General features: G+C 28.1%; 23 protein-coding genes. All 23 read left to right on the top strand.

Annotated features, from left to right (window positions below; genetic code table 11):
* The first annotated feature begins 75 nt into the window (after positions 1-75).
* The 23 genes from BN2087_RS08285 (at position 76) to rnpM (ending at position 25211) form a co-directional block, all read left to right on the top strand.
* Complete coding sequence (locus BN2087_RS08285; protein WP_049691302.1) at positions 76-1845, top strand: ABC transporter ATP-binding protein; 1770 nt, start codon at positions 76-78, stop codon at positions 1843-1845.
* A 50-nt stretch (positions 1846-1895) separates the two neighbouring features.
* Positions 1896-2660: a J domain-containing protein gene (locus BN2087_RS08280; RefSeq protein WP_049691301.1), complete on the top strand. Its 765-nt coding sequence runs from the start codon at positions 1896-1898 to the stop codon at positions 2658-2660.
* A 64-nt stretch (positions 2661-2724) separates the two neighbouring features.
* Positions 2725-3495 (top strand): threonine/serine exporter family protein, encoded by a 771-nt coding sequence (locus BN2087_RS08275; protein ID WP_049691300.1) that lies wholly within the window; start codon positions 2725-2727, stop codon positions 3493-3495.
* Positions 3496-3504: 9 nt separating this feature from the next.
* Entirely contained in the window at positions 3505-3975 is a 471-nt protein-coding gene (locus tag BN2087_RS08270; protein ID WP_049691299.1) for a threonine/serine exporter family protein, read from the top strand.
* Positions 3972-4457 carry a peptide-methionine (S)-S-oxide reductase MsrA gene (gene msrA / locus BN2087_RS08265; RefSeq protein ID WP_049691298.1) on the top strand — a complete coding sequence of 162 codons (486 nt, stop codon included), beginning with the start codon at positions 3972-3974 and terminating at the stop codon, positions 4455-4457. The genes BN2087_RS08270 and msrA overlap by 4 nt, the downstream gene beginning before the upstream one ends.
* A gap of 132 nt (positions 4458-4589) precedes the next feature.
* The gene (locus tag BN2087_RS08260) at positions 4590-5021 is read left to right on the top strand and encodes a hypothetical protein (protein WP_049691297.1); all 432 of its coding nucleotides are present in this window, start codon (positions 4590-4592) and stop codon (positions 5019-5021) included.
* An 8-nt stretch (positions 5022-5029) separates the two neighbouring features.
* On the top strand, positions 5030-5251 hold the full coding sequence (locus BN2087_RS08255) for a YdbC family protein (RefSeq protein WP_004838352.1): 222 nt from the start codon (positions 5030-5032) through the stop codon (positions 5249-5251).
* A gap of 43 nt (positions 5252-5294) precedes the next feature.
* On the top strand, positions 5295-6380 hold the full coding sequence (locus tag BN2087_RS08250; protein WP_049691296.1) for a cysteine desulfurase family protein: 1086 nt from the start codon (positions 5295-5297) through the stop codon (positions 6378-6380).
* Positions 6364-7473, top strand: coding sequence for a tRNA 2-thiouridine(34) synthase MnmA (gene mnmA, locus BN2087_RS08245; protein ID WP_049691295.1), 1110 nt, complete (start codon positions 6364-6366; stop codon positions 7471-7473). Before BN2087_RS08250 ends, mnmA begins: the two co-directional genes overlap by 17 nt.
* A 109-nt stretch (positions 7474-7582) precedes the next feature.
* Complete coding sequence (locus BN2087_RS08240) at positions 7583-8482, top strand: RluA family pseudouridine synthase (RefSeq protein WP_049691294.1); 900 nt, start codon at positions 7583-7585, stop codon at positions 8480-8482.
* Position 8483: 1 nt separating this feature from the next.
* Positions 8484-10013 carry a YifB family Mg chelatase-like AAA ATPase gene (locus BN2087_RS08235; RefSeq protein WP_049691293.1) on the top strand — a complete coding sequence of 510 codons (1530 nt, stop codon included), beginning with the start codon at positions 8484-8486 and terminating at the stop codon, positions 10011-10013.
* Entirely contained in the window at positions 10013-11197 is a 1185-nt protein-coding gene (locus BN2087_RS08230; RefSeq protein ID WP_049691292.1) for a GspE/PulE family protein, read from the top strand. The genes BN2087_RS08235 and BN2087_RS08230 overlap by 1 nt, the downstream gene beginning before the upstream one ends.
* A gap of 207 nt (positions 11198-11404) precedes the next feature.
* Positions 11405-13504 carry a phospholipase D-like domain-containing protein gene (locus BN2087_RS08225; protein WP_049691291.1) on the top strand — a complete coding sequence of 700 codons (2100 nt, stop codon included), beginning with the start codon at positions 11405-11407 and terminating at the stop codon, positions 13502-13504.
* Positions 13505-13507: 3 nt separating this feature from the next.
* Positions 13508-14092 (top strand): hypothetical protein, encoded by a 585-nt coding sequence (locus tag BN2087_RS08220; RefSeq protein WP_049691290.1) that lies wholly within the window; start codon positions 13508-13510, stop codon positions 14090-14092.
* Positions 14093-14272: 180 nt separating this feature from the next.
* Positions 14273-14977 carry an undecaprenyl pyrophosphate synthase gene (locus tag BN2087_RS08215; protein WP_049691289.1) on the top strand — a complete coding sequence of 235 codons (705 nt, stop codon included), beginning with the start codon at positions 14273-14275 and terminating at the stop codon, positions 14975-14977.
* Complete coding sequence (locus BN2087_RS08210; RefSeq protein WP_049691288.1) at positions 14964-15740, top strand: phosphatidate cytidylyltransferase; 777 nt, start codon at positions 14964-14966, stop codon at positions 15738-15740. Before BN2087_RS08215 ends, BN2087_RS08210 begins: the two co-directional genes overlap by 14 nt.
* Before the next feature lie 12 nt (positions 15741-15752).
* Positions 15753-16766 carry an RIP metalloprotease RseP gene (gene rseP, locus BN2087_RS08205; protein WP_049691287.1) on the top strand — a complete coding sequence of 338 codons (1014 nt, stop codon included), beginning with the start codon at positions 15753-15755 and terminating at the stop codon, positions 16764-16766.
* A 10-nt stretch (positions 16767-16776) separates the two neighbouring features.
* A complete protein-coding gene (gene ispG / locus BN2087_RS08200; RefSeq protein WP_049691286.1) occupies positions 16777-17835 on the top strand; it encodes a flavodoxin-dependent (E)-4-hydroxy-3-methylbut-2-enyl-diphosphate synthase in 1059 nt (352 codons plus the stop codon).
* Positions 17816-22009 carry a PolC-type DNA polymerase III gene (locus tag BN2087_RS08195; protein WP_049691285.1) on the top strand — a complete coding sequence of 1398 codons (4194 nt, stop codon included), beginning with the start codon at positions 17816-17818 and terminating at the stop codon, positions 22007-22009. The genes ispG and BN2087_RS08195 overlap by 20 nt, the downstream gene beginning before the upstream one ends.
* Before the next feature lie 216 nt (positions 22010-22225).
* The gene (locus BN2087_RS08190; RefSeq protein ID WP_049691284.1) at positions 22226-23131 is read left to right on the top strand and encodes a DMT family transporter; all 906 of its coding nucleotides are present in this window, start codon (positions 22226-22228) and stop codon (positions 23129-23131) included.
* A gap of 125 nt (positions 23132-23256) precedes the next feature.
* Positions 23257-23697, top strand: a complete 441-nt coding sequence (locus BN2087_RS08185; protein WP_049691283.1) for a ribosome maturation factor RimP — start codon at positions 23257-23259, stop codon at positions 23695-23697.
* Positions 23698-23705: 8 nt separating this feature from the next.
* Positions 23706-24932, top strand: coding sequence for a transcription termination factor NusA (gene nusA / locus BN2087_RS08180; protein ID WP_049691282.1), 1227 nt, complete (start codon positions 23706-23708; stop codon positions 24930-24932).
* A 21-nt stretch (positions 24933-24953) separates the two neighbouring features.
* Positions 24954-25211 (top strand): RNase P modulator RnpM, encoded by a 258-nt coding sequence (rnpM, locus tag BN2087_RS08175; RefSeq protein ID WP_049691281.1) that lies wholly within the window; start codon positions 24954-24956, stop codon positions 25209-25211.
* The last annotated feature ends 4 nt before the right edge of the window (positions 25212-25215 follow it).

Here is a 25215-nt window from a genome sequence, read left to right as displayed (position 1 = left end):
AATAACAAATAAAAAATCAAGTGACTAAGTTTAAATTAATAGTAAAATACTAGAGTATAAATAAAAGGAGGAGAGATGGAAAAAAGAACTTATTCTGATAAAGAATTAATTAAGAAATTTATTCCTTATTATAAGGATTACAAAAATATTTTGGCTATCGATTTATTTTCTGCATTTTTAACAACTGTTTGCGAATTAATTTTACCAATAATTTTATCAACGCTTACAGACCATGCAGCAAATTCTAGCCTGACTTATTCAATTATTTTAAAACTTACATTAATATATGCTCTTACAAAACTTGTAGAAGTTGCCGGAAGATATGTAATGCAATCTTACGGCCATATAATGGGAGCTCACATTGAAAAAGATATGAGAAGGGATATTTTCAAACACTTTTTGACAATGTCTACAGCTTTTTTCAATGAAACAAAAATTGGACAACTAATGAGTAGGATGACAACAGATCTTTTTGATATAACTGAATTTTCTCATCACTGTCCTGAAGAATTTTTTATAGGTTTTATAAAACTTTCAATATCATTTGTAGTATTGATGACTATAAATATTCCTTTGACTCTTGTTTTGTATATAATTATTCCACTTATGGTTTATGCAGCAAGAATAAAAAGAAGAGCTTTTTCAAGATCCGTAAAAAGTGAAAAGAAACAAATTGGAGAAATAAATTCAAGTATTGAAGATTCTCTTTTGGGAATAGATGTTGTAAAATCTTTTGCTAATGAAAAATTAGAAAAAAAGAAATTTAAAAAAGGCAATGACAAATTTGTCGATATCAAAAAAGTAAAATACTATAATATGGCATCTTACAATATGATTAACCAATTATTTGCTGGAAGTATGTATGCTGTTTTAATAATTATGGGTGGAAATTTTGTAATAAAAGGAAAGATAAGCCCAGGGGATTTGGTGGCCTTTGTTTTATATCTAAATATAATTATTGCTACTGTAAATAGGCTTGTAGAATTTACTGACCAATATCAAAAAGGGATTACAGGAATTGAAAGATTTAATGAAGTTATTAATATGAAATCTGATATTTTTGATAAGGAAAATACAAAAAAACTTACAGATGTTAAGGGAAAAATTTCCTTTGACCATGCTTATTTTAAATATCCTGACCAAGACGAAAAAGATCCATGGACTTTGGAGGATATTAATTTTGATATAAGTATTGGTGAAAATGTTGCTCTAGTTGGACCATCTGGAGCTGGTAAATCTACAATTACAAAACTTATTCCAAGATTTTATGAATTAAACAAGGGAAAAATTTTAATTGATGATAAAAATATTAATGATTTGACCTTGGATTCTTTGAGAAATAATATTGGAATTGTCCAACAAGATGTTTATCTTTTTGGAGCAAGTATCAAAGATAATATCTTATATGGAAAAGAAGACGCAAGTGATGAAGAAATTATAAAAGCAAGTAAGCTTGCAGGAGCTTATGAATTTATAATGGAACTTCCTGATGGATTTGATACCTATGTTGGAGAAAGAGGAGTAAAACTTTCTGGAGGTCAAAAACAAAGAATTTCTATTGCAAGAGTATTTTTGAAAAATCCTCCAATTTTGATTTTGGATGAAGCAACTTCATCTTTGGATAACACAAGTGAAGCTATTGTTCAAGATTCTTTGGAAAAATTATCAAAGGGAAGGACGACATTAACAATTGCTCACAGACTTTCTACAATTATAAATGCGGATTCAATTCTAGTTTTAACAGAAGATGGAATTGTTGAAAGAGGAAGTCATAAAGAATTACTTGAGAAAAAAGGAATTTATTACAAACTTTATAATTCTAATAATGAAGAGCTTTTTGGTTAGTAGACAGATAAAAATAACTTGGGTATAATCATGTTAGATTGGAGAAAAATGTGAAAAAAATATTTGGAAAATTTATCCATGGACTAGCAAGTGCATTAAATTCTATATTTAATTTTTTAATAAATATTTTAAATGCTATAGTTACAGTCTTTGAAGGTTTAAGTCAAGTTATTATGCTAATTGGATGCTCAGTAATTTTTGCACTTCCTTTATTTTTTATAGCTATACCACCTAAAGTTTTTACTATACTTTTAATAATTGCAGTAGTTCCATTTCTTGGTAAATCTTTTATTTCCCTTTTAAGATATGGAAACTATACATTGATTGAATGGATGTATGATAAGGCTGATAGCTTAATTTCAGGCGAGAAAAAAGGATTTGATAATTTATCAGATTATGCAAAAAAATATAGGCTAGACCAAGAAAGAGAAAGAAGAAGACAGGCTGAAGAAGAAAGACAAAGAAGACAAGAAGAAATGAATCAAAGATTTGAGGAATTTTTTCAAGGTTTTAATTTTTCGGGATTTGATTTTGATGAAAGAAATTTTAATGGTGGCTATAATACAGGATCATACCAAAACGGTGGATTTGTAAATGATATTGGTTTTAAGGAAAAATATCAAAAAGCCTGTGATACTTTGGGAGTAGCCTATACAAGCGATCAATATGAGATTAAGCTTGCATACAGAAAACTTGCCAAAAAATATCACCCGGACATAAGCACAGATCCGGATGCGACAGAAAAATTTCAAAAAATAAATGATGCTTACGAATTTCTTTCTTTAGATAATATTAATAAATACAAAAATATGTAAATTTTTCTAAGTAACTTTCCTCTAATTTAAGGAAAGTTACTTTTGTATTAAAAAAGGAATATATATGAAATACAGGGAAGATGATATAAATAAATTGCTCGAAATCACATCAAGAGCTGGAGCTATGATGTTAAGAAATGGTGCAGAAATTTATAGGGTAGAAGATACGGTTGAAAGAATAATTAGATCTATTTATGAAGCAAGCGATATAGATGTTTTTGCAACTTTTAACGCCTTAATATATTCTTTTAATGTTGATGGTAGGACCTATGCAAATGTTAAGAGGGTAAAAAATAGGGGAAATAATTTAATAGTAGTTGATAAGGTAAATTCATTTTCAAGAAAATTTTGCAATCATGAATTTAGCCTTGATGAGGCCTTAAAAGAACTTGATAAAATTAAAAAAACTTCCAAGGCAGATGTTAAATTAAAAATCATTGGAGCAACCCTTGCTTCAACAGCTTTTCCAATGATAGTTAACTCAAAAACACCAAATCTTTTGGATTTACCAGTTACCTTTATTGTCTCACTTTTAACGTATTTAATTTTTATTAAAATTGAAAAGAAGATGTACGGATACTTTATAGAAAATTTCGCTGCAGGAATAATGGTTTCACTTTTTGCTCATCTAATAGGAGAATTTATTTTTGGTTTTAATATGGCAAATGTAATTATTTCATCAATGATGCCCTATGTACCGGGATTTTTACTTACAAATTCTATAAGAGATTTGATGAGTGGAGATTCAACAAGTGGACTAACGGGACTTGCTATGTCATTTTTTGTTTCCCTTGCTCTTGCAATTGGAGTTGCTTTTCCAATGACATTATTTTAAGGAGGAAATATGCAATATATTTTGGGATTTATATTTTCATATTTATCAGCTGTAGGATTTGCTATGTTTTTTTCTTGCCCTAAAAGATCAATAGGACTATCATCTCTTGCTGGAGCCGTAGGATTTTTAATTTTCATGCTAGTTAGAGATTTTTATGGTGGATTATTTTTGTCGGTTTTTTTGGGATCATATTTTACTGGAATTGTTGGAGAAATATTTGCAAGAAAATGCAAGATGCCAGCAATATTATTTATAGTTCCAGGAATGATAAATCTAGTACCAGGAAAAGGAATTTATAATACCTTATTTTATTTTATTGATGGACAAAAATCCCTTGCTCTTGTAACTTTATTTGATACCATGGCAGTTGCATCAGCAATTTCATTTGGAATTTTGTTAGCATCAGTTTTATCAAAATCATTAATGAGTTTTAAATTTAGAAAACCAAGCAAAAAGTATGATTGGAGAAAGAAAAAATGAAAAAAATTTATTTGGCAGGCGGATGTTTTTGGGGAGTTGAAGCATATTTTAAAGACATAAAAGGTGTAGAAGAAACTTTAGTTGGATATGCAAATGGAAATTGTGAAAAAACGACTTACGAAAATTTGTACCAAACTCTCCACGCTGAAACTGTAGAAATTACTTATGATGGGAAAGAAGCTTCATTAAAAAGAATTTTGGAATATTTTTACTATATAATCGATCCGTTTTCAATAAATAAGCAAGGAAATGATGTAGGTCTTCAATATAGAAGTGGAATTTTTTCAAAAGATGAAAAAGATTTAGAATTTTCAAAAAAATTTATAAAAGAAAAACAAAAAAATGAAGAAAGAAAAATTCAAATTCAAGTCGAAAAATTAGAAAATTTTATAAAAGCTGAAGATTATCATCAAGATTATTTAGAAAAAAATCCAAACGGCTACTGCCACATTGATTTGTTAGACAAACCAAACCTAGATTAAACTAGGTTTTTTCTTTTGAAAAAAATTCAAATTAATAAATTTAAAATGATAAAATTGATTTTTAAAAACTTTATAATACAATGCTTGTAGAAGAAATTATTCTATGTTATTATACTCAAAGGAGAGGATAATATGGATCTTATTGATGAAAATAATTTAACTAAAAATCAAAAAAATTTGTTGGATTTAAAAATTCGCCTTATAAAGGCTGAGTATGAATTGAATTTTTATTTGACAGGATATGAAAATCTTAGTCAATTTCATGATGACAAGGAAAAGCTTGATAGGCTTTTTGTTGATTCTTATGTTTCATTGAGAGATCATAAGCTTTATGATTTTGTTGAAAAAATCGATAGAATTAAAGAAAGTGATTTTTCTTATAAAAAAGACAATAGGAAAATTCAAAATTTTCTTAAAAGCTTAGAAGATATTAAAAATTTAGATGATGATGAGATTATAAAACAAAAGGGTAGAATAAAAAACAGAATTCGTAAGATGGAAATGGCAGCAAGTGAGATTGAATATGTTTTGCTTGGATCTTTGCCAAGAAATTATTATAGTTAGGAGTTTATATGGCAATAAAATATGATATAGTGGAAAATTTAGGAGTTCTTTCAACAAATGCCAAAGGATGGACAAAGGAATTAAATCTTGTTTCTTGGAATGATAGGGATCCTAAGTATGATTTGAGAGATTGGAATGAAGATCACACAAGAATGAGCAAGGGAATTACTTTTACAAAGGAAGAAGCTGAAGTTTTAAAAGAAATTTTAAAAGAAGAATTTGACGACTAAGACCTAAATTTTTAGGTCTTTTATAAATTAAAAGGAAATTTTAATGATATATTTTGATTATGCAGCTACATCAATAAAAAGAAAAGAAATTTTGAAAAATATTTTTGAAAATATGGAAAATTTTGATGGAAATCCTGATTCTTTGCACGCTTTGGGTAGGGCTGGCAAAAAAGTATTGGAAGAATCAAGACAAGCAATTGCAAAATCTATTAATGCAAATCCAAACCATATAATTTTCACATCTTCTGCAAGTGAGGCAAATAATACAATTTTGTCAAATTTTAAGGATGACTTTGTTATTACTTCAAAAATCGAGCATGATTCTATTTTAAATACTGTAAATAGGGAAAAAACAATTTTTCTTGATGTTGATAAAGATGGATATTTTTCTCTTGACGAATTGAAAGAAAAACTTACAGATGAGGTAAAATTAGTTTCTTTGATGTTTGTAAATAATGAAATAGGGGCAATTGAGCCAGTTTATGAAATTGGAGAATTTTTAAAAGATAAGGATGTTTTTTTCCATGTTGATTGTGTTCAAGCTTATTCTCATATTGATATTGATGTAGAAAAACTTCATTGTAATTCACTTTCTCTTTCAGGACACAAAATTGGAGGGATAAATTCTTTTGGTGTTCTTTATTGTAATAAAAAAATAAATCCACTCATTAAAGGAGGGGAGCAAGAAAAAGATAGGCGTGCTGGAACTTCTTTTACTATGGGAGCATATTCAATGGCAAAAGCCTTCCCAAAGGCTTTAAGTGAAAGAGAAAAAATCAAAGAATTAAAATCATATTTTGTAAAAAAATTAGAAGAATCCAATTTCCTATATGAAATAAATGGAAGTTTGGAAAATTCTACTGACCATATATTAAATTTATATTTTCCTAAGGTTAAAAATGAACTTCTTCTTACATATTTGGACATGAACGGAATTTGCATTTCTGTTGGATCTGCTTGTAGGGCTGGAAGTGTTGAAGCAAGTAATGTTATAAAAAATATGTATGATGAAGAAAGGGCAAGACATTCTGTAAGATTTTCTTTTGGTTTTACAAATACAAAAGAAGATATTGACTATACTTTTGAAGTTTTGAAAAAATTAAGGGGGATAGATGGAAAAGAAAGATAAGAAAGATATAAAAGTTATCGTTGGTGTAAGTGGTGGAGTCGATTCATCTGTTGCAGCCCTCTTATTAAAAAAAGAAGGCTATGATGTAAGCGGAATTTTCATGAAAAATTGGGACGAGGAAGATGAAAATGGAGTTTGTACTGCAGAAGTTGATTACGAAGATGCAGTTAAAGTTTGCAATCAAATTGGAATTCCATATTATTCCATAAATTTTGAAAAAGAATATTATGATAGGGTATTTTCATATTTTCTTGATGAATATAAAAAAGGAAGAACTCCAAATCCTGATATAATGTGTAATAAGGAAATAAAATTTAAAGCATTTTTGGATTATGCAAAAGATTTGGGAGCAGACTATCTTGCAACAGGTCATTATGCAAGAGTTGATAGGTCAGAAGGCGAAACCAAAATGCTAAGAGGTATTGATTCAAACAAGGACCAAACATATTTTCTTTCGCAATTATCCCAAGACCAAATAAAAGATGTTTTATTTCCGGTAGGAGATTTGGACAAAAAAGAAGTTAGAAAAATTGCCAAAGAAAATAATTTAGCGACAGCCGATAAAAAAGATTCAACAGGAATTTGTTTTATTGGAGAAAGAAATTTCAACGAATTTTTATCCCACTACCTTCCAGCAAAAGAAGGTAATATAGTTGATACTGATGGAAATATAATGGGAAAACACTACGGTTTAATGTATCACACAATTGGTCAAAGAAGAGGACTTGGAATTGGTGGAGAAGGTGAAGCTTGGTTTGTTTGTGGAAAAGATTTAGAAAAAAACGAACTAATTGTTTGCCAAGGAAAAAATAATGAAAAATTATTTTCAAATAGGCTAATAGGATCAAATTTATCATCAATTTCAGCAAAGGGACTAAAAAAAGAATTTGATTGCACCTGTAAATTTAGGTACAGACAAAAAGATATAAAATCTCATGTGAAAATTTTAGATGACGGAAAAGTTGAAATCACTTACGATAAAACAAAGGCCGTAACCCCAGGTCAAGCCGCAGTTTTTTATGATGGAGAAGTATGCTTGGGTTCTTGCATTATAGATGAAGTTTATAATGGAGAAAAAAGATTAAAAGTTTAAAAGAATTAATTTGCTCTTGCAAAATTTTATTTTGCAAGAGTTTTTTTTATTTGAATTTTTTAAATAATCCTATTTTGTATATATTTTTTCATAATGCTATAATTTAAGTATGAAAATTAAAGCAAATAAAGAAATTAGAATTGATAAATATCTTTCAGATATTTTTGAAGAAATTCCTAGAGAAAAGGTGAAAGATTTTATCAAAGATGACAAAATAAAAGTAAATAATAAAAAAATAAAACCTTCCTACAAATTAATTTTAGAAGATGAAATAGAAATTTCTGATAAATTATTTGAAAAAGCAAAAATCGAAGCTGAAGATATGAATTTAAAAATAATTTATGAAAATGAAGATTTTGCAATTATTGACAAGGATAAAAATGTAATTGTCCATCCAGCAGGTTCAATTGTAAGTAAAACTTTGGTAAATGGACTTTTGGATCATTTTGGCTATGATAATTTATCCCACATCGGAGGCGATGATAGACCAGGAATTGTTCACAGACTTGATAAGGATACAACTGGTCTTATGGTAATTGCAAAAAGTAATTCATCTTATAAATATTTGAAAAATCTTTTTGAGACAAGAAAAATTGACAAGGAATATTTTGCAATTTGTAATGGAATTTTCCAAAAAAAATCTGGAACAATCCACACCTTTATGGACCGTGATCCAAATAATCGCAGAAAAATGGCTGTGAGAAATTCTGGTCGTGATGCAATTAGTAAGTATGAAGTTGTTTCAGAAAATAATGGATATTCTTTGGTAAAAATAAAAATTTTAACGGGAAGAACTCACCAAATTAGGGTTCACATGACCTATATTAATCATCCGCTTTTGGGAGATCCTGTTTATGGAAATGTAAAACACAAATTTAATTTGGATCACCAATTACTTCATTGCCACAAATTAGGATTTAAAGATAAAGATGGAATTTATAGAGAATTTTGTGCAGATGTCCACGAAGATTTTAAAAAATATCAAAAAATTTTGGGTTTAGGAGAATAAAATGTATTCAAAAACAAATACAGTAAGTCTTTTAGGACTTGAAGGAAAAGCGGTTGAAGTTGAATCTGACATAACTTCAGGCATGCCAGCTTTTAATATTGTAGGTCTTCCAGATTCATCTATAAAAGAATCCAAAGACAGAATTAGAGTAGCTCTGATAAATTCTGGTTTCAAATTTCCCCAAGGAAGAATCACCATAAATTTATCGCCTGCAGATATAAAAAAAGAAGGAACTCAACTTGATTTGCCAATTGCAATTTCTCTTTTAAAAAGCATGGGAGTAATTGAAAATTCAAAAGATGATTTTATTTTTATAGGAGAGCTTTCACTTGATGGAAGAATTGTCCCAGTAAAAGGTGCCCTTGCCATGGTAATTTCTATGAGAGAAAAGGGCTTTAAAAATTTTATAATTTCAGATGAAAATAAGGACGAGTGTGCAATAATAAATGATTGTGATATTTTTCCATTTTTAAATTTAGAAGAATTAGTTTCATATCTTAACGAAAATACAAAAAAATCTCCCTACAAAACAAAATTATCAAATACAAGTGAAAAAATTACATATCCTTATGATTTTTCTGATATAAAAGGTCAAGATTCACTAAAAAGAGCCCTAGAAATTGCAGCAGCTGGTGGCCATAATTTATTGATGATTGGACCTCCTGGAAGTGGAAAAACTTTTTCTGCTAAACATTTACCATCAATTTTACCAGATATGGATTTTGAAGAAAAAATTGAAGTAACAAAAATTTATTCAGTAATGGGACTTCTTGAAAGCGGAAAATTAATAAATAATAGACCCTTCAGATCTCCCCACCATTCAGCAAGCGAAGTTTCTTTGATTGGAGGAGGGGCAAATATACCAAAAGCAGGAGAAATAACTTTAGCTCATAAGGGAGTTTTATTTTTAGACGAATTTCCAGAATTTTCCAAAAAAACTATAGAAGCTTTGAGAGAGCCTTTGGAAAACAAGGAAATAAATATTTCAAGGTCAATGGCAAGCATAAAATATCCTGCAGACTTTATTTTGATTGCTGCTATGAATCCTTGTCCTTGTGGAAATTATGGAAATCCTTTGAAAGAATGTACCTGTACTCAAAATGAAATAAGAAAATATTTGTCAAAATTATCTTCGCCAATTCTTGATAGAATTGACATTCACATAGAAATAAAACCTGTAAAGTACAAAGATTTGGATGACAATATAAAAACTAAATCTTCAAAAGAAATGAAAGAAGAAGTTCAAAGAGCAAGAGAGATTCAGATAAAAAGATATGAGAATGAAGAAATTTCTACAAACGGAGCTCTTTCAACAAGGCTTATGAAAAAATATATAAAACTTGATAAAAATGTAAAGGAAATTGGCCAAAAGGCCTTCGATAAATATAATTTTTCTGTAAGATCTTACAATAAAATTATAAAAATGGCTAGGACAATTGCAGATCTTGATGGATGCGAAAAAATTGAGGCAAAACACTTGCTTGAAGCTGTAAGATATAGGTCTTTGGATGATAAATATTGGAGCGTGTGATGGATAATAATTTAATTAAAACCAATATTGATTTTTATATAAATGAGCTTATAACAAAGGCTCTTAATTTAAATGCAAGTGATATCCACATTGAGCCAATGGATAAAAATTTTTCTAGAATTAGATTTAGAATTGACGGAAAACTTAGAATTATTACCGAGATGGATTATTCCTCTTATATAAAACTTTTGACAAGAATTAAATTATCTTCAAAACTAGATATTTCAGAAAAAAGAAGACCCCAAGATGGATATTTGAAATTAGAAAAATTTCCTCACATAGATTTTAGAATTTCAACTTTAAATACAATAGTTGGTGAAAAATTAGTTCTAAGGATTCTTTCCATAGAAAATTTTAAAAAAGCTCAAAATTTATTGGGTTTTACTGATAGGTCAAAAGAGATTTTACAAAAAGCTATTAAAAATAAATCAGGAATGATAATTTTTTCTGGACCTACAGGTTCTGGAAAATCTACTTCCCTTTATTCTTTATTAAATAAATTAAACGATGAAGATAGAAATATAATTAGTATAGAAAATCCAGTTGAAATTAATATTTTGGGTATTAATCAAATTTCAATTAATGAAAAAATAGGCCTAACTTTTCAAAGTGCACTTAGGTCAATTTTAAGGCAAGATCCAGATATTATTATGCTTGGAGAAATTAGGGATAATGAAACGGCAAAAATGGCAGTAAGAGCTGCCATAACTGGACATTTGGTTCTAACGACTCTACATACAAATGATAGTTTTGCATCAATTAATAGGCTACGTGATTTGGGAGTTGAAGATTATCTTATAAAACAATCCGTAAATACTCTCGCAAGCCAAAGACTTGTAAGAAAACTTTGCTCATGCAAGAAAAAAAGAAAAATTTCAAAAGAAGAATATAATTTTGTAAAAAATTATTTTGATATAGACGAAGAAACTTATATTTACGATCCAGGATCTTGTGAAAAATGCCACGATGGATATCTAGGAAGAGAAGCCGTTGAAGAAATTGTAGATTTTGATGATGATTACAAAAATCTTTTCTTTGAAAATAAAAATTTCAGCAAAAATGATTTAGATTTATTGAATAAAGAAAAAAATTTTAAGTCTATGACTTACAATGGATTAAAAAAAGTTTTAGATGGAATTACAAGTTTCGAAGAAATTTTAGATTCAATTTATTATTTTAATTAAATAAATCGAAAAAATTAATATAGCCTCCACCTTTTGGTGGGGGCTATATTAATTTTTTCTACTGTAATAAAACTTCTATTTATTCTTTAAAAATATTGGGAAAAATTAATTTTATATCAGTATAAAAATATTGACTAATTAATAGACTAAATTTATAATGTACATAAATAGATGTAAATTTATAGACTTATAAAATTGGAGGGGACCATGAAACAAATTTCACTATTTAGCACTGAAGAAAATGAAAAAAATTTAGGTGGGATTAATGATGGTACAAGTCAAAAATTTATAGAAAATAAATATAAAATATATCACACAAGATTTTTGGAAACTAGTTATGAGACTTTAGAGAATTTATTTAGTGGATACGATGAAATAAGGGCTATAACATACTCATATAATATTAAATTTATAAATAAAATTATAAATATGTTTGAATACGGAGAGCTTATACTTGGTGGAAGATTTATGGTCAGAAGAGATAGCAAGCTACACAAATTAAGGTCAGAAGCATATTTATTAGCCGAAAATATGACTTTATCAGAACTTGCTGCTGACTATGTTAGAAAAGAAAAAGATTTGGTAAAAAGGATTGGTGATGGTTCTTTGTTTATAAGATCTCCAAAGTATACTATTGATCATAGAAAAATCTACTTACTAAAATCTAATCAAGGAAAAACTAGAGTAATAATAAGTTCTGCAAATATGTCAAGCGAAGCGTGGTCTGGAAATCAAATTGAAACTTATGAAGTAGATGATACAATAAATGCTTATGATACTTATTTAGAAGATTTTGAAACAGCTTGGAATTTGTCTGATGATATCCCTGAAGAGGTAGTGGCATCTTCAAAAAAGGATGATCCAGAAAAAGATATACCAATAATTAAAAAAGCTATAAAAACACAAGAAGCTATATTATTAGAAAAACCAGATGAGAGTGACGAGATTTATGAGCGTATAAAATATACTTTAGATGCAGATAAAATAATGGAAAAGAATAAAATCCTAGTAAATAATATAAAGGCAAATTCTAAAAAAGATTTTATTGAAATAGTTCCAGATTTAATTAAAAGGATAAGTGTAAACTCTAAGATAATTAAAAGAAAAAAATTAAATATTAAAGAAATTCAAACAGATTATCCTAATCTAACTTTTGATTATAATAATGGAGAAGTCTTTTTAAATGATAAAGTTATAGATTTAAATCCCAAAAAAGAAGATGTAAAAAAAGATATAGAGCTCTTATTTGAAACGATGGATAATTACAAAAAAGATTTTATAGGAGATATTGATAAGCTAAGAGATTCACATTATAAACTTTTAAATATAATGTTCTCATCGCCTTTCAATGCAAAGCTAAGATGTGTTGCAGATATTAAAAATATTCCTACATCAAGTCTTCCTTTATTTACATTGATAGCTTCGTCATCATCTAATACAGGAAAAACTTTTATGACAGAGTTGATATTAAAATTAATGACAAATATGAACTTAAAGCACTTTTCAACTAAAGAAGTTTCAACTGCAAAAATTGATATGATTCAAGAAACATATAAGGGTCTACCAATATTTGTAGATGAAATTGATGGACATTACTATGGAAGGCTTAAAGAAAAAATAAAAAATAGTAAGCAATGTGAAAATAGTCAAAGAGAAGAACAAGCACTTTTTATTTTTGCAAGTAATGAAATATGTGATCCTGGAGAACCTGAAAGAAAAAGAATGCCGTTTCTTAAATATAATTCGGGTCTAAAAAAAGATATTGATCCTGTAGCATATGATGGTATAAGTAAAAATATTAAGGCGAGAGCAACAAATGCACTCTATAGAGAATATTTAAGAATTATGATAGAAGAAGTTAATGGGATTATTAATTATATGATAGGTTCGAATGATATAGCAGATGATTATTATCCAGATATTATTAAAATATCTTCAAATGTTTTGATACAAATATTTAAAGAACATAATTTTGATTTGCCTGATTATGTAAGAGAGCTAAACTGGAATGAAGATTTTTCTTACCATGCAAAATATATTTCACAAGATGCTATAGAAGAAATAAGAAATCTATGGGAAAGTGATCCTAACTGTTTTATAATAAAAACAAACATTGTAATAATTAAGTTTGGATCAGATAAAACTTCTAAGAAAATTTTAGAAAGTTGGACCAATTCTTTACCAGGGGAATTTGAATGTAAGTATTCATGTAACAGAGAAATGTCAAAAGTTAAAATTAATAGAAAACAACTTGAAAATGCATTAGGATTTAAATTTAATAAGTTATTTAAGTTTTTTAGGAGGTGAAAAATGTCTTTATATATTTATACGAAAACTACAGAAGATATTAATATTTTTGAAGGTATAATTGATTTAATAAGAAAAGATAATTTAGATATTTTTGTAAGCGTTGAACACAAAAGAAATTTTAGAGAACTAAATTCAATAAAAGATGAAATGAAAAAAAATGATATCTTACTTATTGGATCTCTTAAATCTTTAGGAATTAGTAAGGTAGATATAGCAAATGAATTAGAATATTTTATAAATCAAAAAAAATATTTGATAATTGCTGAAATTGAAACAAGCTATGAATACGGTGTATCACAGCCTATGAATAAGGCTATACTTAAAACAATACTTGATTCTTTACTTTTAAATAATAATATTGTCAAACTAGACTTTGATAGAAAATCTAATGCTGGAAGAAATAAAATGGAATTTCCAGATAATTGGGAAGAACTTTATGAAAAACGGGATAATGAGGAAATATCTTCCAAAAAATTTATGGAAGAGTCAGGGCTAAAAAAAGCTACTTTTTATAATATGATTACAGAATATAGGGAGATTTTAAAAGCTAATAAAGATTTTGTAAATAAATATAAATTAGGATAAAAAAAATTATAAAAAATTTAAAATTATTTTAAAAGTAGATTAGAAGATAAATTGTAATCTACTTTTTTATTGAATAATTCATGCTGCTGATTTTTCTCGTATTTTATAAAAATATTTCTTATTAATTCTTAAATTTCTTATGGTATAATCATATAGAGATAAAATTAGAAAGAAGGGTGTATGAAGGAGAAAGAACTTAATCATCTTGCCATTATTCTTGATGGAAATGGTAGATGGGCTAAAAAAAGAAATTTGCCAAGATCTATGGGTCATAAGGAAGGTTCTGAAAATGTTGTGGATATTGCACTTTATGCCAAGGAAAAAGGCATAAAATATCTAACTCTTTATGCATTTTCTACAGAAAATTGGAAAAGACCAAAAATAGAAGTCAATTATTTGATGAAATTGTTGGCAAAATTTATAAAAGATAAGACAAAATTACTCGTTGAAAATGAAGTAAAATTAAACATTATTGGAGATATATCAAAACTTCCAGAAAAAACTATAAAGGCTTGTCTTGATGTTTGCGAGCTAACAAAAAATAATGATAAGCTCGTTTTAAATATGGCCATAAATTATGGTGGTAGAAGTGAAATTGTAAAAGCTTTTAAGGACATGGCAAAAGATGGGATAGATTTTGAAAATATTGATGAGGAAGATATTTCAAATTATTTATATACAGCAAATATGCCAGATCCTGATCTTTTGATTAGAACTGGTGGAGATCTTAGGATTTCTAATTTTTTGATTTATCAAATGGCTTACACTGAATATTATTTTACAGATATATTATGGCCAGATTTTTCGAAAAAAGATTTGGATGATGCAGTTGATGCATTTTTTGGAAGAGATAGAAGGTATGGTGGTATAAATGAACCTAGCTAAGAGACTTTTTGGCGGGGGAATAATTCTTTTTATATTAATTGCAATAACTTATCTTGGTGGAATTTATTTTGCAATTGGTTTTGGGATTTTTTCGTGTATTGCTGTAAAAGAATTGGTAAATGCACTGAAAAATTTGTCATACAATGTTCCTTTAAAATTTGCTATGGTAATAAATTTATTTTTTGTTATAAATGCCTTTAGCAACCATCAAAATTTATTTATGTTTGGATTTACATCCATACTCATAGCAATTTTTGTATATATGATTTTTAATAAAAAGTATAGGATGGAAGATTTTTTTGCACTTTTATTTGTAGTAACTTATGTTTCTATTTTTATGTCAAGTGCGATAAGAATTAATAATAAAATGTATCTTTATATGTTATATATTATTGCTTGGGGCTCAGATACTTTTGCTTACCTTACAGGCTCAACTATTGGCAAACACAAAATCAAATCATTAGAATCAATTTCTCCTCACAAAACCATAGAAGGTTTTATCGGAGGAATTTGTGGAGCTGTGATTTTAAATTTGATCTATGTAAATTATGTAAAGCTTGACAAAAATATATTGTTAGTAATTATTTTTACAATAATTGCAGCATTTTTATCAGAAACTGGAGATTTAGTAGCATCGTTTATAAAAAGAAAATGTAAAATAAAAGATTATGGAAATTTGATTCCAGGTCATGGAGGGATTTTGGATAGATTTGATTCAATCTTATTTATCAGCCCTTGTCTTTATTTATTTACATTAATATAAGTTAGGAGAGAAATGAAGTCGGTTATTTTATCTATTATAATGTTCTTATTTTTGATTTTGATTCATGAATTTGGACATTTTATTATAGCGAAAAAAAGTGGAATTAAGGTCAATGAATTTGCCATTGGCATGGGGCCTAAAATTTTTTCAAAACAAAAAGGGGAAACTCTTTATTCTGTAAATCTCTTTCCGATTGGTGGATATTGTGCCATGGAAGGGGAAGATGATGAAAGTGATGATGAAAGATCCTTTGACAAGGCACCTGCCTACAAAAGATTTTTGACAATTCTTGCAGGTCCTTTGACAAATTTGATTTTTGCAGCAATTTTATTTGCCATTGTATCTTTTAATACTGGAAAACCATCAACAAAAATTGGAGGATTTACTGATAATTCTCCTATAAAAAGTCAAGGTTTAAAAATAAATGATCAAATAACAGAAATTTCAGGCGAAAAAATTAATGAATTTTCTGATATTTCAAAAAGTTTAGAAAAATTTTATAAAAATCACGATAAAAACGAAGAAATTTCTTTGAAAGTAAAAAGAAATGATAAAGAAATTGAAAGAAATGTCAAGGTTAAATTTGAAGATAAAAGACCTCTACTTGGTTTTATTCCAAAAAATGAGGATGTAGGATTTTTTGAAGCTATTAAAATTGGAATAAAAGAAGTTGGGTCCATGATTGTTTTAATGTTTACTGTATTAAAAAGTTTATTTACAGGTAAATTAGGATTTTCAGCCCTATCTGGCCCAGTTGGTGTTGTAAAAGAAATGGGAAGACAGGCAAATCTTGGAGCAATGAATTTATTATTCTTTTTGGGATATATAAGTGTAAATTTAGGATTTTTTAACCTTTTACCAATTCCAGCTCTTGATGGATCAAAAATGTTTACATCTTTGTTTGAAATGATTACTAAAAAAAGAGTAAATAAAAAAATTGAAGAAAAATTTACTATAGGAGGATTTATTCTCTTGTTGAGTTTAATTCTTCTAGTTACAATCAAAGATTTAATTAACTTATTTTAAGGAGAAAAAATTGAAAAAAACTAGAAAAGTGTATGTAGGAGATGTAGCCATAGGAGGAGGATCTCCTATTTCTATTCAATCAATGACAACAAAAGAAACAAAAAATATAAAAGAAGTTGTAAAACAAATAAATGATTTTGAAAAGGCAGGCTGTGATATTTCAAGATCTGCAATAAATTCTCTTGAAGATGCAAGGGCAATTTCTGAAATTAAAAAAAGAACCAATCTTCCTTTTGTAGCAGATATACAATTTGATTATAAGCTTGCTCTTGCTGCAGTTGAAAACGGCTGTGATTGTTTAAGAATAAATCCAGGAAATATTGGTGGGGCTGACAAGGTTAAAATTTTAGTTGAAAAATGTAAGGAAAAAAATATTCCTATAAGAATCGGTGTAAATTCTGGTTCTGTTCATAAGGATATGATTGAAAAATACCATGGTGTAAATGTTGATAGCCTCGTTTATTCTGCACTTGATGAAGTAAAAGTTTTAGAAGATTTAGATTTTCACGATATTGTTATTTCTATAAAATCATCTGATGTTAATACAATGATTGATGTAAATAGAAAAATTTCTTCTCTTTGTGATTATCCACTCCATTTAGGAGTTACAGAAGCAGGTCCTCTTTATCAAGCCTTGGTAAAATCTTCAATTGGAATGGGATCTTTATTAAAAGATGGAATTGGAGATACAATTAGGGTTTCAATAACAGGAGATCCAGTACAAGAAGTAAAAGCTGGAAAAACTATTTTAAAAGCTTTAGGACTTAGACGTGATGGAGTTGATTTGGTTTCTTGCCCAACTTGTTCAAGAACAAGTGTAAATTTGGATGAAATTGTAAATGAGGCAAGCGAAAGACTTGATAAGTTAAATTTAAATTTAAAAGTTGCCATTATGGGATGCCCTGTTAATGGACCAGGAGAAGCAAAAGAAGCAGATTATGGAATAGCTTGCGCAAAAGGATATGGATTTTTATTTAAAAAAGGAATAACCATAAAAAAAGTAAAACAAGAAGAAATAGTAGACAGTCTAATTGAAGAAATTTTGAAAGATGAGAAAAATGAAAATTAGTCTAAAATCAATCATTGATACTGATAAAGATTACTATATAAAAAATGCTATATATTCAAAAAAATTAAACAAATTAAAATTAATAATTGTGGGAAAAAAAGAAAAAGAAATCGAAGAAAAATTAGAAAAATATTTTTCCTATGTAAATTTGGCCATAAAATATGAAGATATAAAAAATGATAAGCCACAAGTTAATCCAATTGAAGAATTTTACGAACATCAACCTCTTCCAGATTTTTATGAAACAGGCTATGAAGATGGAGAGGAAGAAATTGTAGAAGAAAAAAAAGACGAAATACAAGAAAAAAATTCGGAAAATGAAGATAAAGATATTTTCGACCTAGCAAATCTTGAAGAAAAAAAAGATGAAAATATTACTGAAGAAAAACCATCAAGCCTTAGGGATTTAAAAAAACTAGAGCTTGAAAATATGATTCAAAATGCCAGAAATAACAAAAAAAATTCGGAAAAAGTCCAAAAAGATCCATCAGATATTCTAAAATATGGAAGAAATATTAAGGCTGATGAATTTAAAATTGAAGAAATATATGACAAAAAAGGCATGAATCTTTCATTAAGGGGAAGGGTTTTTGGCATAGATATATTTGAATCTAAAAGAGGAAATTTTATTTATTCTTTTGACCTTGAAGATGAGTCAGATGCAATAGCTTGTAAGATGTTTGTTCAACCAAGAAATAAAAATAAGCTTGAAAATTTAAAAGAAAATATGGCTGTAAGAGTCCAAGGAGTTTTAAATTATGATAGCTATTCTCATGAGGATGTTTTTACAGTAAATTCAATAGAAGAATGTGAGAAAAAAGAAAGGCTTGATACCTATCCTAAAAAAAGAGTTGAGCTTGAAATTCATACCAAAATGACAAACCTTGATGGTTTTGTTGATATGGATGAATTAGCAAAAAAATTAAAATCTTGGGGCCACACAGCTTGTGGAATTACAGATACAGAAACTCTACAAGCCCTTCCAGATATGTACGATAAGCTTGGAAAAAATGGGATAAAAATGCTAGCAGGGGCAGAGCTTTTGTTGGTTGATAAAAATTTGAGAATTTTAACCAATAATTACAATAAAAAAATAAACGAAATAAGTGATTTAAAAGATCAAAATTTTATTGTATTTGACTTGGAGACAACTGGACTTTTTAAATATTCTGATAAAATTACAGAAATTGGTGCTGTAAAGGTTCAAAATGGTGAAATTGTTGAAGTTTTTAATGAACTTGTAAATCCGGAAAAAATGATTCCTCAAAAGGTAGTTGAGCTTACTGGAATTACAAATGAAATGGTAATGGATAAGCCGAAAATTGATGAGATTTTGCCGAAATTTTTGGAATTTTCCAAAGATTCATATTTTGTAGGACAAAATACAGATTTTGATATTGGTTTCATAAAAGAGGCTTGCGACAATTTGTCTTTAGAGTTTGAGCCAGTTTATTTGGATACTTTGCCAATGGCAAGGGCAGTTTTTCCATCTATGGGAAGATTTTCTCTTGATAAACTTGCAAAAAAATTAGGAGTTGGACCATTTAATCACCACAGAGCAAGCGATGATGCCCTTACCACTGCCAAAATTTTTATAAAATTATTTGAAAAAATCAAAGAAAAAAATAAAGATTTCAGCCTAGAAAAAATTAATTCTATAAAAACAAAATGGCCTATTGCTCGTCATGAAAATTTCTCATCAATTATTTTTGCAAAAAATTATACTGGCCTTAAAAATCTTTATAAAATAATTTCAGAATCTAGGATGAAATATTTTAATTTTGAAGCCAAAACTCCGTTTGATTTGGTAAAAGAAAATAAAGAAGGCTTAATTATTGGCTCAGGTGGCAAAGACGGTCTTTTATTTAAGGCAATAAGAGATGCTTATGCAGAAGAAAAAATAGATGAAATCTGTGAATTTTTTGATTTTTTCCAAATAGAAGCACTCGGTGTATTTGCTGATGATTTAGAAAATGGATCAATAAGAGATGAAAATCAAATTATTGAAATAAATAAAAAAATAATAGAGCTTGGAAAAAAACATAATAAATTAGTTGTAGCAACAGGATCTGTAAGATATATGGAAAAGAAAGATTATGTTCTTAGAAATATCTTACACAAGGGACAATTTTTCCATTATAAGGAAAATAATCCCCTTTATTATTTAAAAACAACCAATGAAATGCTTGATGAATTTTATTATCTAGATGATCAAACAAAAATGGAAGTTGTAATTGAAAATACAAATAAAATTGCTGATAGCCTTGAAAGCATTATGCCAATTCCTCACGAAACTTTTCCACCAAAAATTGAAGGATCTGATAAAAAATTAAAAGATACAACATATGAAAAGGCGATTTCAATTTATGGAGATCCTCTTCCTGATCTTGTAAAAACAAGACTTGATAAGGAACTTGATTCTATAATTTCAAATGGTTATGCGGTTTTATATATAATTGCAAAAGAGCTTGTAGAAAAATCAAATAGGGATGGATATTTGGTTGGATCAAGAGGTTCGGTTGGTTCATCGTTTGCAGCAACCATGGCAAATATTACAGAGGTAAATCCACTTGCTCCTCATTATGTTTGTCCATCATGTAAACATTCTGAATTTATTACTGATGGCAGCGTCGGAGCTGGAATAGATTTGCCTGATAAAATTTGTCCAAAATGTGGGGCAGAAATGAAAAAAGACGGCCACGATATTCCTTTTGAAGTTTTCTTAGGCTTTGAAGGTGACAAAGAACCAGATATTGATTTAAATTTTGCTGGTGAATATCAACCAACCATTCATAAATATACTGAAGAATTATTTGGTGAGGGAAAAGTTTTTAGGGCAGGAACTATTGGAACTATAAAAGATAATACAGCCTTTGGTTATATTAAAAAATATATGGAAGATAATGACCTAAATCTTTCTAATGCACAAATTAGAAAATATCAAAGAGGACTTTACGATGTAAAAAGAACAACTGGCCAACACCCTGGAGGATTAATGATTGTTCCAAACGATAAGGAAATTTATGATTTTTCTCCAGTTCAATATCCAGCAGATGATGGAAAAGATGATATAAAAACAACTCATTTTACCTACAATATGATGCACGGAGTAATTTTAAAACTTGATTTATTGGGCCACGATGTTCCTACAATTATTAGAAGTCTTCAAGATTTAACAAATACAGATCCTTTGAAGCTTCAAATGGATGATGAAAATGTTATGAATATTTTCTCTTCAACCAAACCTTTAAATATAAAATACGATTTTTCAAATAATGAAATTGGGACTTTGGGAATTCCTGAATTTGGTACATCTTTTGTAAGGGGAATGTTAAAAGATACTTTCCCAACTAAATTTTCAGAAATGACAAGAATTTCTGGTCTTTCTCATGGAACTGACGTTTGGTTAAATAATGCTCAGGATTTGGTAAAATCAAAAATAGCAGGATTTGACCAAATAATTTCAACCCGTGATGATATTATGAACTCACTTATTAATCTTGGGCTTGATAAGAAAAAATCTTTCCAAATAATGGAAAAAGTTAGAAAGGGAAAAGAACTTTCTGAAGAAACTTTAAATTATATGAAAGAAAATAATGTCCCAGATTGGTACATTGATTCATGTCTTAAAATAAAATATCTTTTCCCAAAAGCTCACGCAGTTGCTTATTGTTTAATGAGTTATAGGATTGCTTATTATAAGGTTTATTACCCAAAAGCTTTTTATGCAACGTATTTTTCTACAAAATTAAATGATTTTCAATACTCAGTTATTGTAAGAGGATTAAAATCAATTCAATATGCATTAAATGAAATTAATCAATTGGAAAAACCAACACAAAGAGAAAAAAATCTAAGATCATTGTTGGAGGTTGCTGAAGAGATGGCTGCAAGAGATATAAAAATAAAAAAAGCAGACTTGTACAAGTCTGAAGCTGTTAAATTTATTTTGGATGAAGACGGAGAAATTTTACCGCCGCTTTCAGCAGTCGATGATGTTTCAGAAGCTATGGCGAAAGATATAGTTGTTGAAAGAGAAAAAGCAAAATTTATTTCAATTGAAGATTTGAAAAAAAGAACTTCATTAAATAAAAACGCACTGAATTCTTTAAAAAATTTAGAAATAATTGAAGGCTTGCAAGAAGAAAATCAAATGTCTTTATTTGATTTGTGATTTATAACTCTAATAGAGATTAATTCTTTATTAGAGTTTTTTATTTGTTTTTAATAATCTAGAAAAATATGCATATTTATAACAAGAAAATACATTTATTTATCAAAGTTAAGTCATAGATATAAGTTTTTAATTATTTTTATTAAAAAAATCTTACAAATTATAAATTTTTTGATATAATACAAGCAATGATTAAAGAAAATTTTAGGAGTAGACATGAAAAATCATCATAAGGGTGAGTTGTTATTATTATTGACTTCCTTTATTTGGGGATTTGCTTTTATTGCCCAAAAACTTGGAAGTGATTTTATTGAGCCATTTACCTTTAATTTTTTAAGAAATTTAACGGCAGGAATTTTTTTATTTTTATATTCAATTTTAAGAAAAAATAAAAGTTTAAAAAAAATGGATAGCTTTAAAAAAACTGCAACTATCCAAGGAGCGATTGCTACGGGTGTTGTGATGGCAGTTGCTGTAAGTTTTCAACAAACTGGAGTTTATTATACAACAAGTGGAAAAGCAGGTTTTATTACTTCACTTTATGTTGTAATTGTTCCGATTTTTGCAATTTTTATGGGCAAAAAAATTTCGAAAAAAACAGGAATTTCTATAATTCTTGCTCTAATTGGTTTATATTTATTGACAGTAAAGGTTGAGGATGGATTTTCGATTAATAAGGGAGATATTTTGATTTTTATTGGATCTTTATTTTTTGCCTTTCATATTTTGTTTATCGATAAATTTTCTCCAAAAGCCGACAGCGTAAAAATGTCAATGATACAATTTTTTATTGCAAGTTTTGTATCCTTAATTCTTATGATTTTATTTGAAAAACCTGATATTAATTTGATAATGAAAGGAATGCTTGCGATTTTATATTTGGGAATATTTTCTTCAGGACTAGGCTATACCCTTCAAATTGTTGCTCAAAAAGATACTGACCCAACTATAGCAAGTTTGATTTTATCTTTAGAATCAGTTTTTGCTGCCTTTTTTGGATTTTTATTTTTACATGAAAGACCTGTTGAAAGAGAAATTATTGGTGGTTTAATTATGTTTGCTGCAATAATTTTATCCCAAATCCCGGAAAGAAAAATTAAAAAGTTTTTTAAAATAAAATAAAAAACTCATATTATTTTTAAATAATATAGCGTATTTTTAAAAATTGAAAATTAAGACATAGAGAGTATAATAATTTTAAGCGAAGAGTGGACAAATCCACTCTTTTAATATGTAAAGGGGAAGTTATGGATTTAATAAGTAAATTAAAAGAAAATCTAGAAAAAGATATTAATGATCTTGGTTATGAGCTTGTAGATATCGAATTTGTAAATGAAGGAAAAAATAAAATATTGAGGTTTTTTATTTATAAGGACGGGGGAATCACCATTGATGATTGCGAAAAAACTTCTAATTTTTTAAGCGAAAAATTGGATGAGATTGACCTTATAAAATCATTTTATTATTTAGAAGTATCTTCTCCTGACCTTTCAAGACCCCTAAAAAATGATAGAGACCTTGAAAGAAATAAAGATGAGCTTTTAGAAGTAAAACTTAAAGGTGGCGAGAAGTTTATAGGGAAAATTAAAGAAATAAAAGAAGATTCCTTAATATTTGCGCTTGAAGATGAACAAAGAGAAATTAAGAAAAGTGAAATTAAGACTATTAAAATTGAGATAGTCTTCTAGGGGGAAAGATGAATAAAGAATTTATAATTGCCTTAGAGGAACTTGAAAAAAGTAAAAATGTTGATAAGGAAGTAATCCTTGAAGCATTGGAAAAAGCTTTGGTTAAATCTTACCAAAAAAACTACGATAATAATGAAAATGTTGATGTAAATATCAATCAAGAAACTGGAGAAATTGAAGTATATTCTCTTAAAAATGTAGTTGATGAAGTAAATGATCCAATAGCTGAAATATCTAAGACAAAAGCAAAAGAAATTGATGCAAAACTTGATTTAGGAGATATATGTAGGGTAAAAATTGCACCTAAAAATTTTGGTAGAGTTGCAGCTCAAACTGCAAGAAATATTGTTATCCAAAAAATAAGAGATGCCCAAAGAGATTCAGTTTATTCTGAATATTTGGATAGGGCAAATGAAATAATAACAGGTGTTGTCCAAAGAGAAGATAAGTTTAATGTTTATATAAATCTTGATAAAATCGAAGGAATTATTCCTTTAAAAGAGCAAGTAGAAAATGAAACTTATACTCCAAATCAAAGAATTAAAGTTTTAATTAAAGAAGTAAAAAATACAACAAAAGAGCCACAAATAATTCTTTCAAGAAAAGACAAGGCCTTGGTTGTAAGATTATTTGAACTTGAAGTTCCAGAAATTACAAATGGAATAATTGAAATTTATGGAATTGATAGGGAAGCAGGATCTAGAACAAAAATCGCTGTATTTTCAAATGATCCAGAAATAGATTCAATCGGAGCTTGTATTGGCTTTAAGGGAAGTCGTGTAAATTCAATTGTTGAAGAATTACAAGGCGAAAAAATTGATATTATAAATTATGACAAAGACGTAAAAGTATTTATCAAAAACTCCCTATCACCAGCAGAAATAAACGAAGTTTTTATTAACGATAAGAAAAAACAATCCTTGGTTGTTGTAAGAGATGATCAATTATCCCTTGCAATTGGAAAAGAAGGTCAAAATGCAAGACTTGCAGCAAGACTTACAGGCTGGAAAATTGATATAAAAAGCCAAGAAGAATATGACAATTTAGACCAAGATCAAATAGATGAAATTTTGGGTTTAAATGAAGAAGAGATAGAATCTGTTGAAGAAAACGAAGAAGTTGTAAACAAAGATTTAGAAGAAGGCGAGTCTTTAGAAAAGGAAGATATAGAAAATCTATCAGACGACCTTGACCAAATTATTAAAGAAGATATTGAAGAAAGTGAAGAAGAATAACTCATTAATAATGGTGAAAAAATGAAACAAAGAAAAATACCACAAAGAAAATGTATAGTTTGTGGAGAAAACAAAGACAAACATGAATTAATTAGGATAGTTAAAAACAAAGAAGAGGGAATTATCCTAGATCCTACTGGCAAAAAAAATGGTAGGGGTGCTTATATTTGCAAAGATGAAAAGTGCATAGAAGAAGCAAAAAAGAAAAGAAAATTAGAAAAAGTTTTTAAAACTGAAATTAGTGATGATCTTTACGAGGAGATAATTGCTATGAAATAAAAGA

Source organism: Anaerococcus jeddahensis (assembly GCF_001182725.1).
Classification (GTDB): domain Bacteria; phylum Bacillota; class Clostridia; order Tissierellales; family Peptoniphilaceae; genus Anaerococcus; species Anaerococcus jeddahensis.
The sequence above is the reverse complement of the archived record's forward strand: the minus strand, read 5'-3'. Positions and strand labels throughout refer to the sequence as shown.

Coding starts and splice junctions, on each gene's coding strand:
- BN2087_RS08285 (WP_049691302.1), top strand. CDS start 76: ATGGAAAAAAGAACTTATTCTGATAAAGAATTAATTAAGAAATTTATT.
- BN2087_RS08275 (WP_049691300.1), top strand. CDS start 2,725: ATGAAATACAGGGAAGATGATATAAATAAATTGCTCGAAATCACATCA.
- BN2087_RS08270 (WP_049691299.1), top strand. CDS start 3,505: ATGCAATATATTTTGGGATTTATATTTTCATATTTATCAGCTGTAGGA.
- msrA (WP_049691298.1), top strand. CDS start 3,972: ATGAAAAAAATTTATTTGGCAGGCGGATGTTTTTGGGGAGTTGAAGCA.
- BN2087_RS08260 (WP_049691297.1), top strand. CDS start 4,590: ATGGATCTTATTGATGAAAATAATTTAACTAAAAATCAAAAAAATTTG.
- BN2087_RS08255 (WP_004838352.1), top strand. CDS start 5,030: ATGGCAATAAAATATGATATAGTGGAAAATTTAGGAGTTCTTTCAACA.
- BN2087_RS08250 (WP_049691296.1), top strand. CDS start 5,295: ATGATATATTTTGATTATGCAGCTACATCAATAAAAAGAAAAGAAATT.
- mnmA (WP_049691295.1), top strand. CDS start 6,364: ATGGAAAAGAAAGATAAGAAAGATATAAAAGTTATCGTTGGTGTAAGT.
- BN2087_RS08240 (WP_049691294.1), top strand. CDS start 7,583: ATGAAAATTAAAGCAAATAAAGAAATTAGAATTGATAAATATCTTTCA.
- BN2087_RS08235 (WP_049691293.1), top strand. CDS start 8,484: ATGTATTCAAAAACAAATACAGTAAGTCTTTTAGGACTTGAAGGAAAA.
- BN2087_RS08230 (WP_049691292.1), top strand. CDS start 10,013: ATGGATAATAATTTAATTAAAACCAATATTGATTTTTATATAAATGAG.
- BN2087_RS08225 (WP_049691291.1), top strand. CDS start 11,405: ATGAAACAAATTTCACTATTTAGCACTGAAGAAAATGAAAAAAATTTA.
- BN2087_RS08220 (WP_049691290.1), top strand. CDS start 13,508: ATGTCTTTATATATTTATACGAAAACTACAGAAGATATTAATATTTTT.
- BN2087_RS08215 (WP_049691289.1), top strand. CDS start 14,273: ATGAAGGAGAAAGAACTTAATCATCTTGCCATTATTCTTGATGGAAAT.
- BN2087_RS08210 (WP_049691288.1), top strand. CDS start 14,964: ATGAACCTAGCTAAGAGACTTTTTGGCGGGGGAATAATTCTTTTTATA.
- rseP (WP_049691287.1), top strand. CDS start 15,753: ATGAAGTCGGTTATTTTATCTATTATAATGTTCTTATTTTTGATTTTG.
- BN2087_RS08195 (WP_049691285.1), top strand. CDS start 17,816: ATGAGAAAAATGAAAATTAGTCTAAAATCAATCATTGATACTGATAAA.
- BN2087_RS08190 (WP_049691284.1), top strand. CDS start 22,226: ATGAAAAATCATCATAAGGGTGAGTTGTTATTATTATTGACTTCCTTT.
- BN2087_RS08185 (WP_049691283.1), top strand. CDS start 23,257: ATGGATTTAATAAGTAAATTAAAAGAAAATCTAGAAAAAGATATTAAT.
- nusA (WP_049691282.1), top strand. CDS start 23,706: ATGAATAAAGAATTTATAATTGCCTTAGAGGAACTTGAAAAAAGTAAA.
- rnpM (WP_049691281.1), top strand. CDS start 24,954: ATGAAACAAAGAAAAATACCACAAAGAAAATGTATAGTTTGTGGAGAA.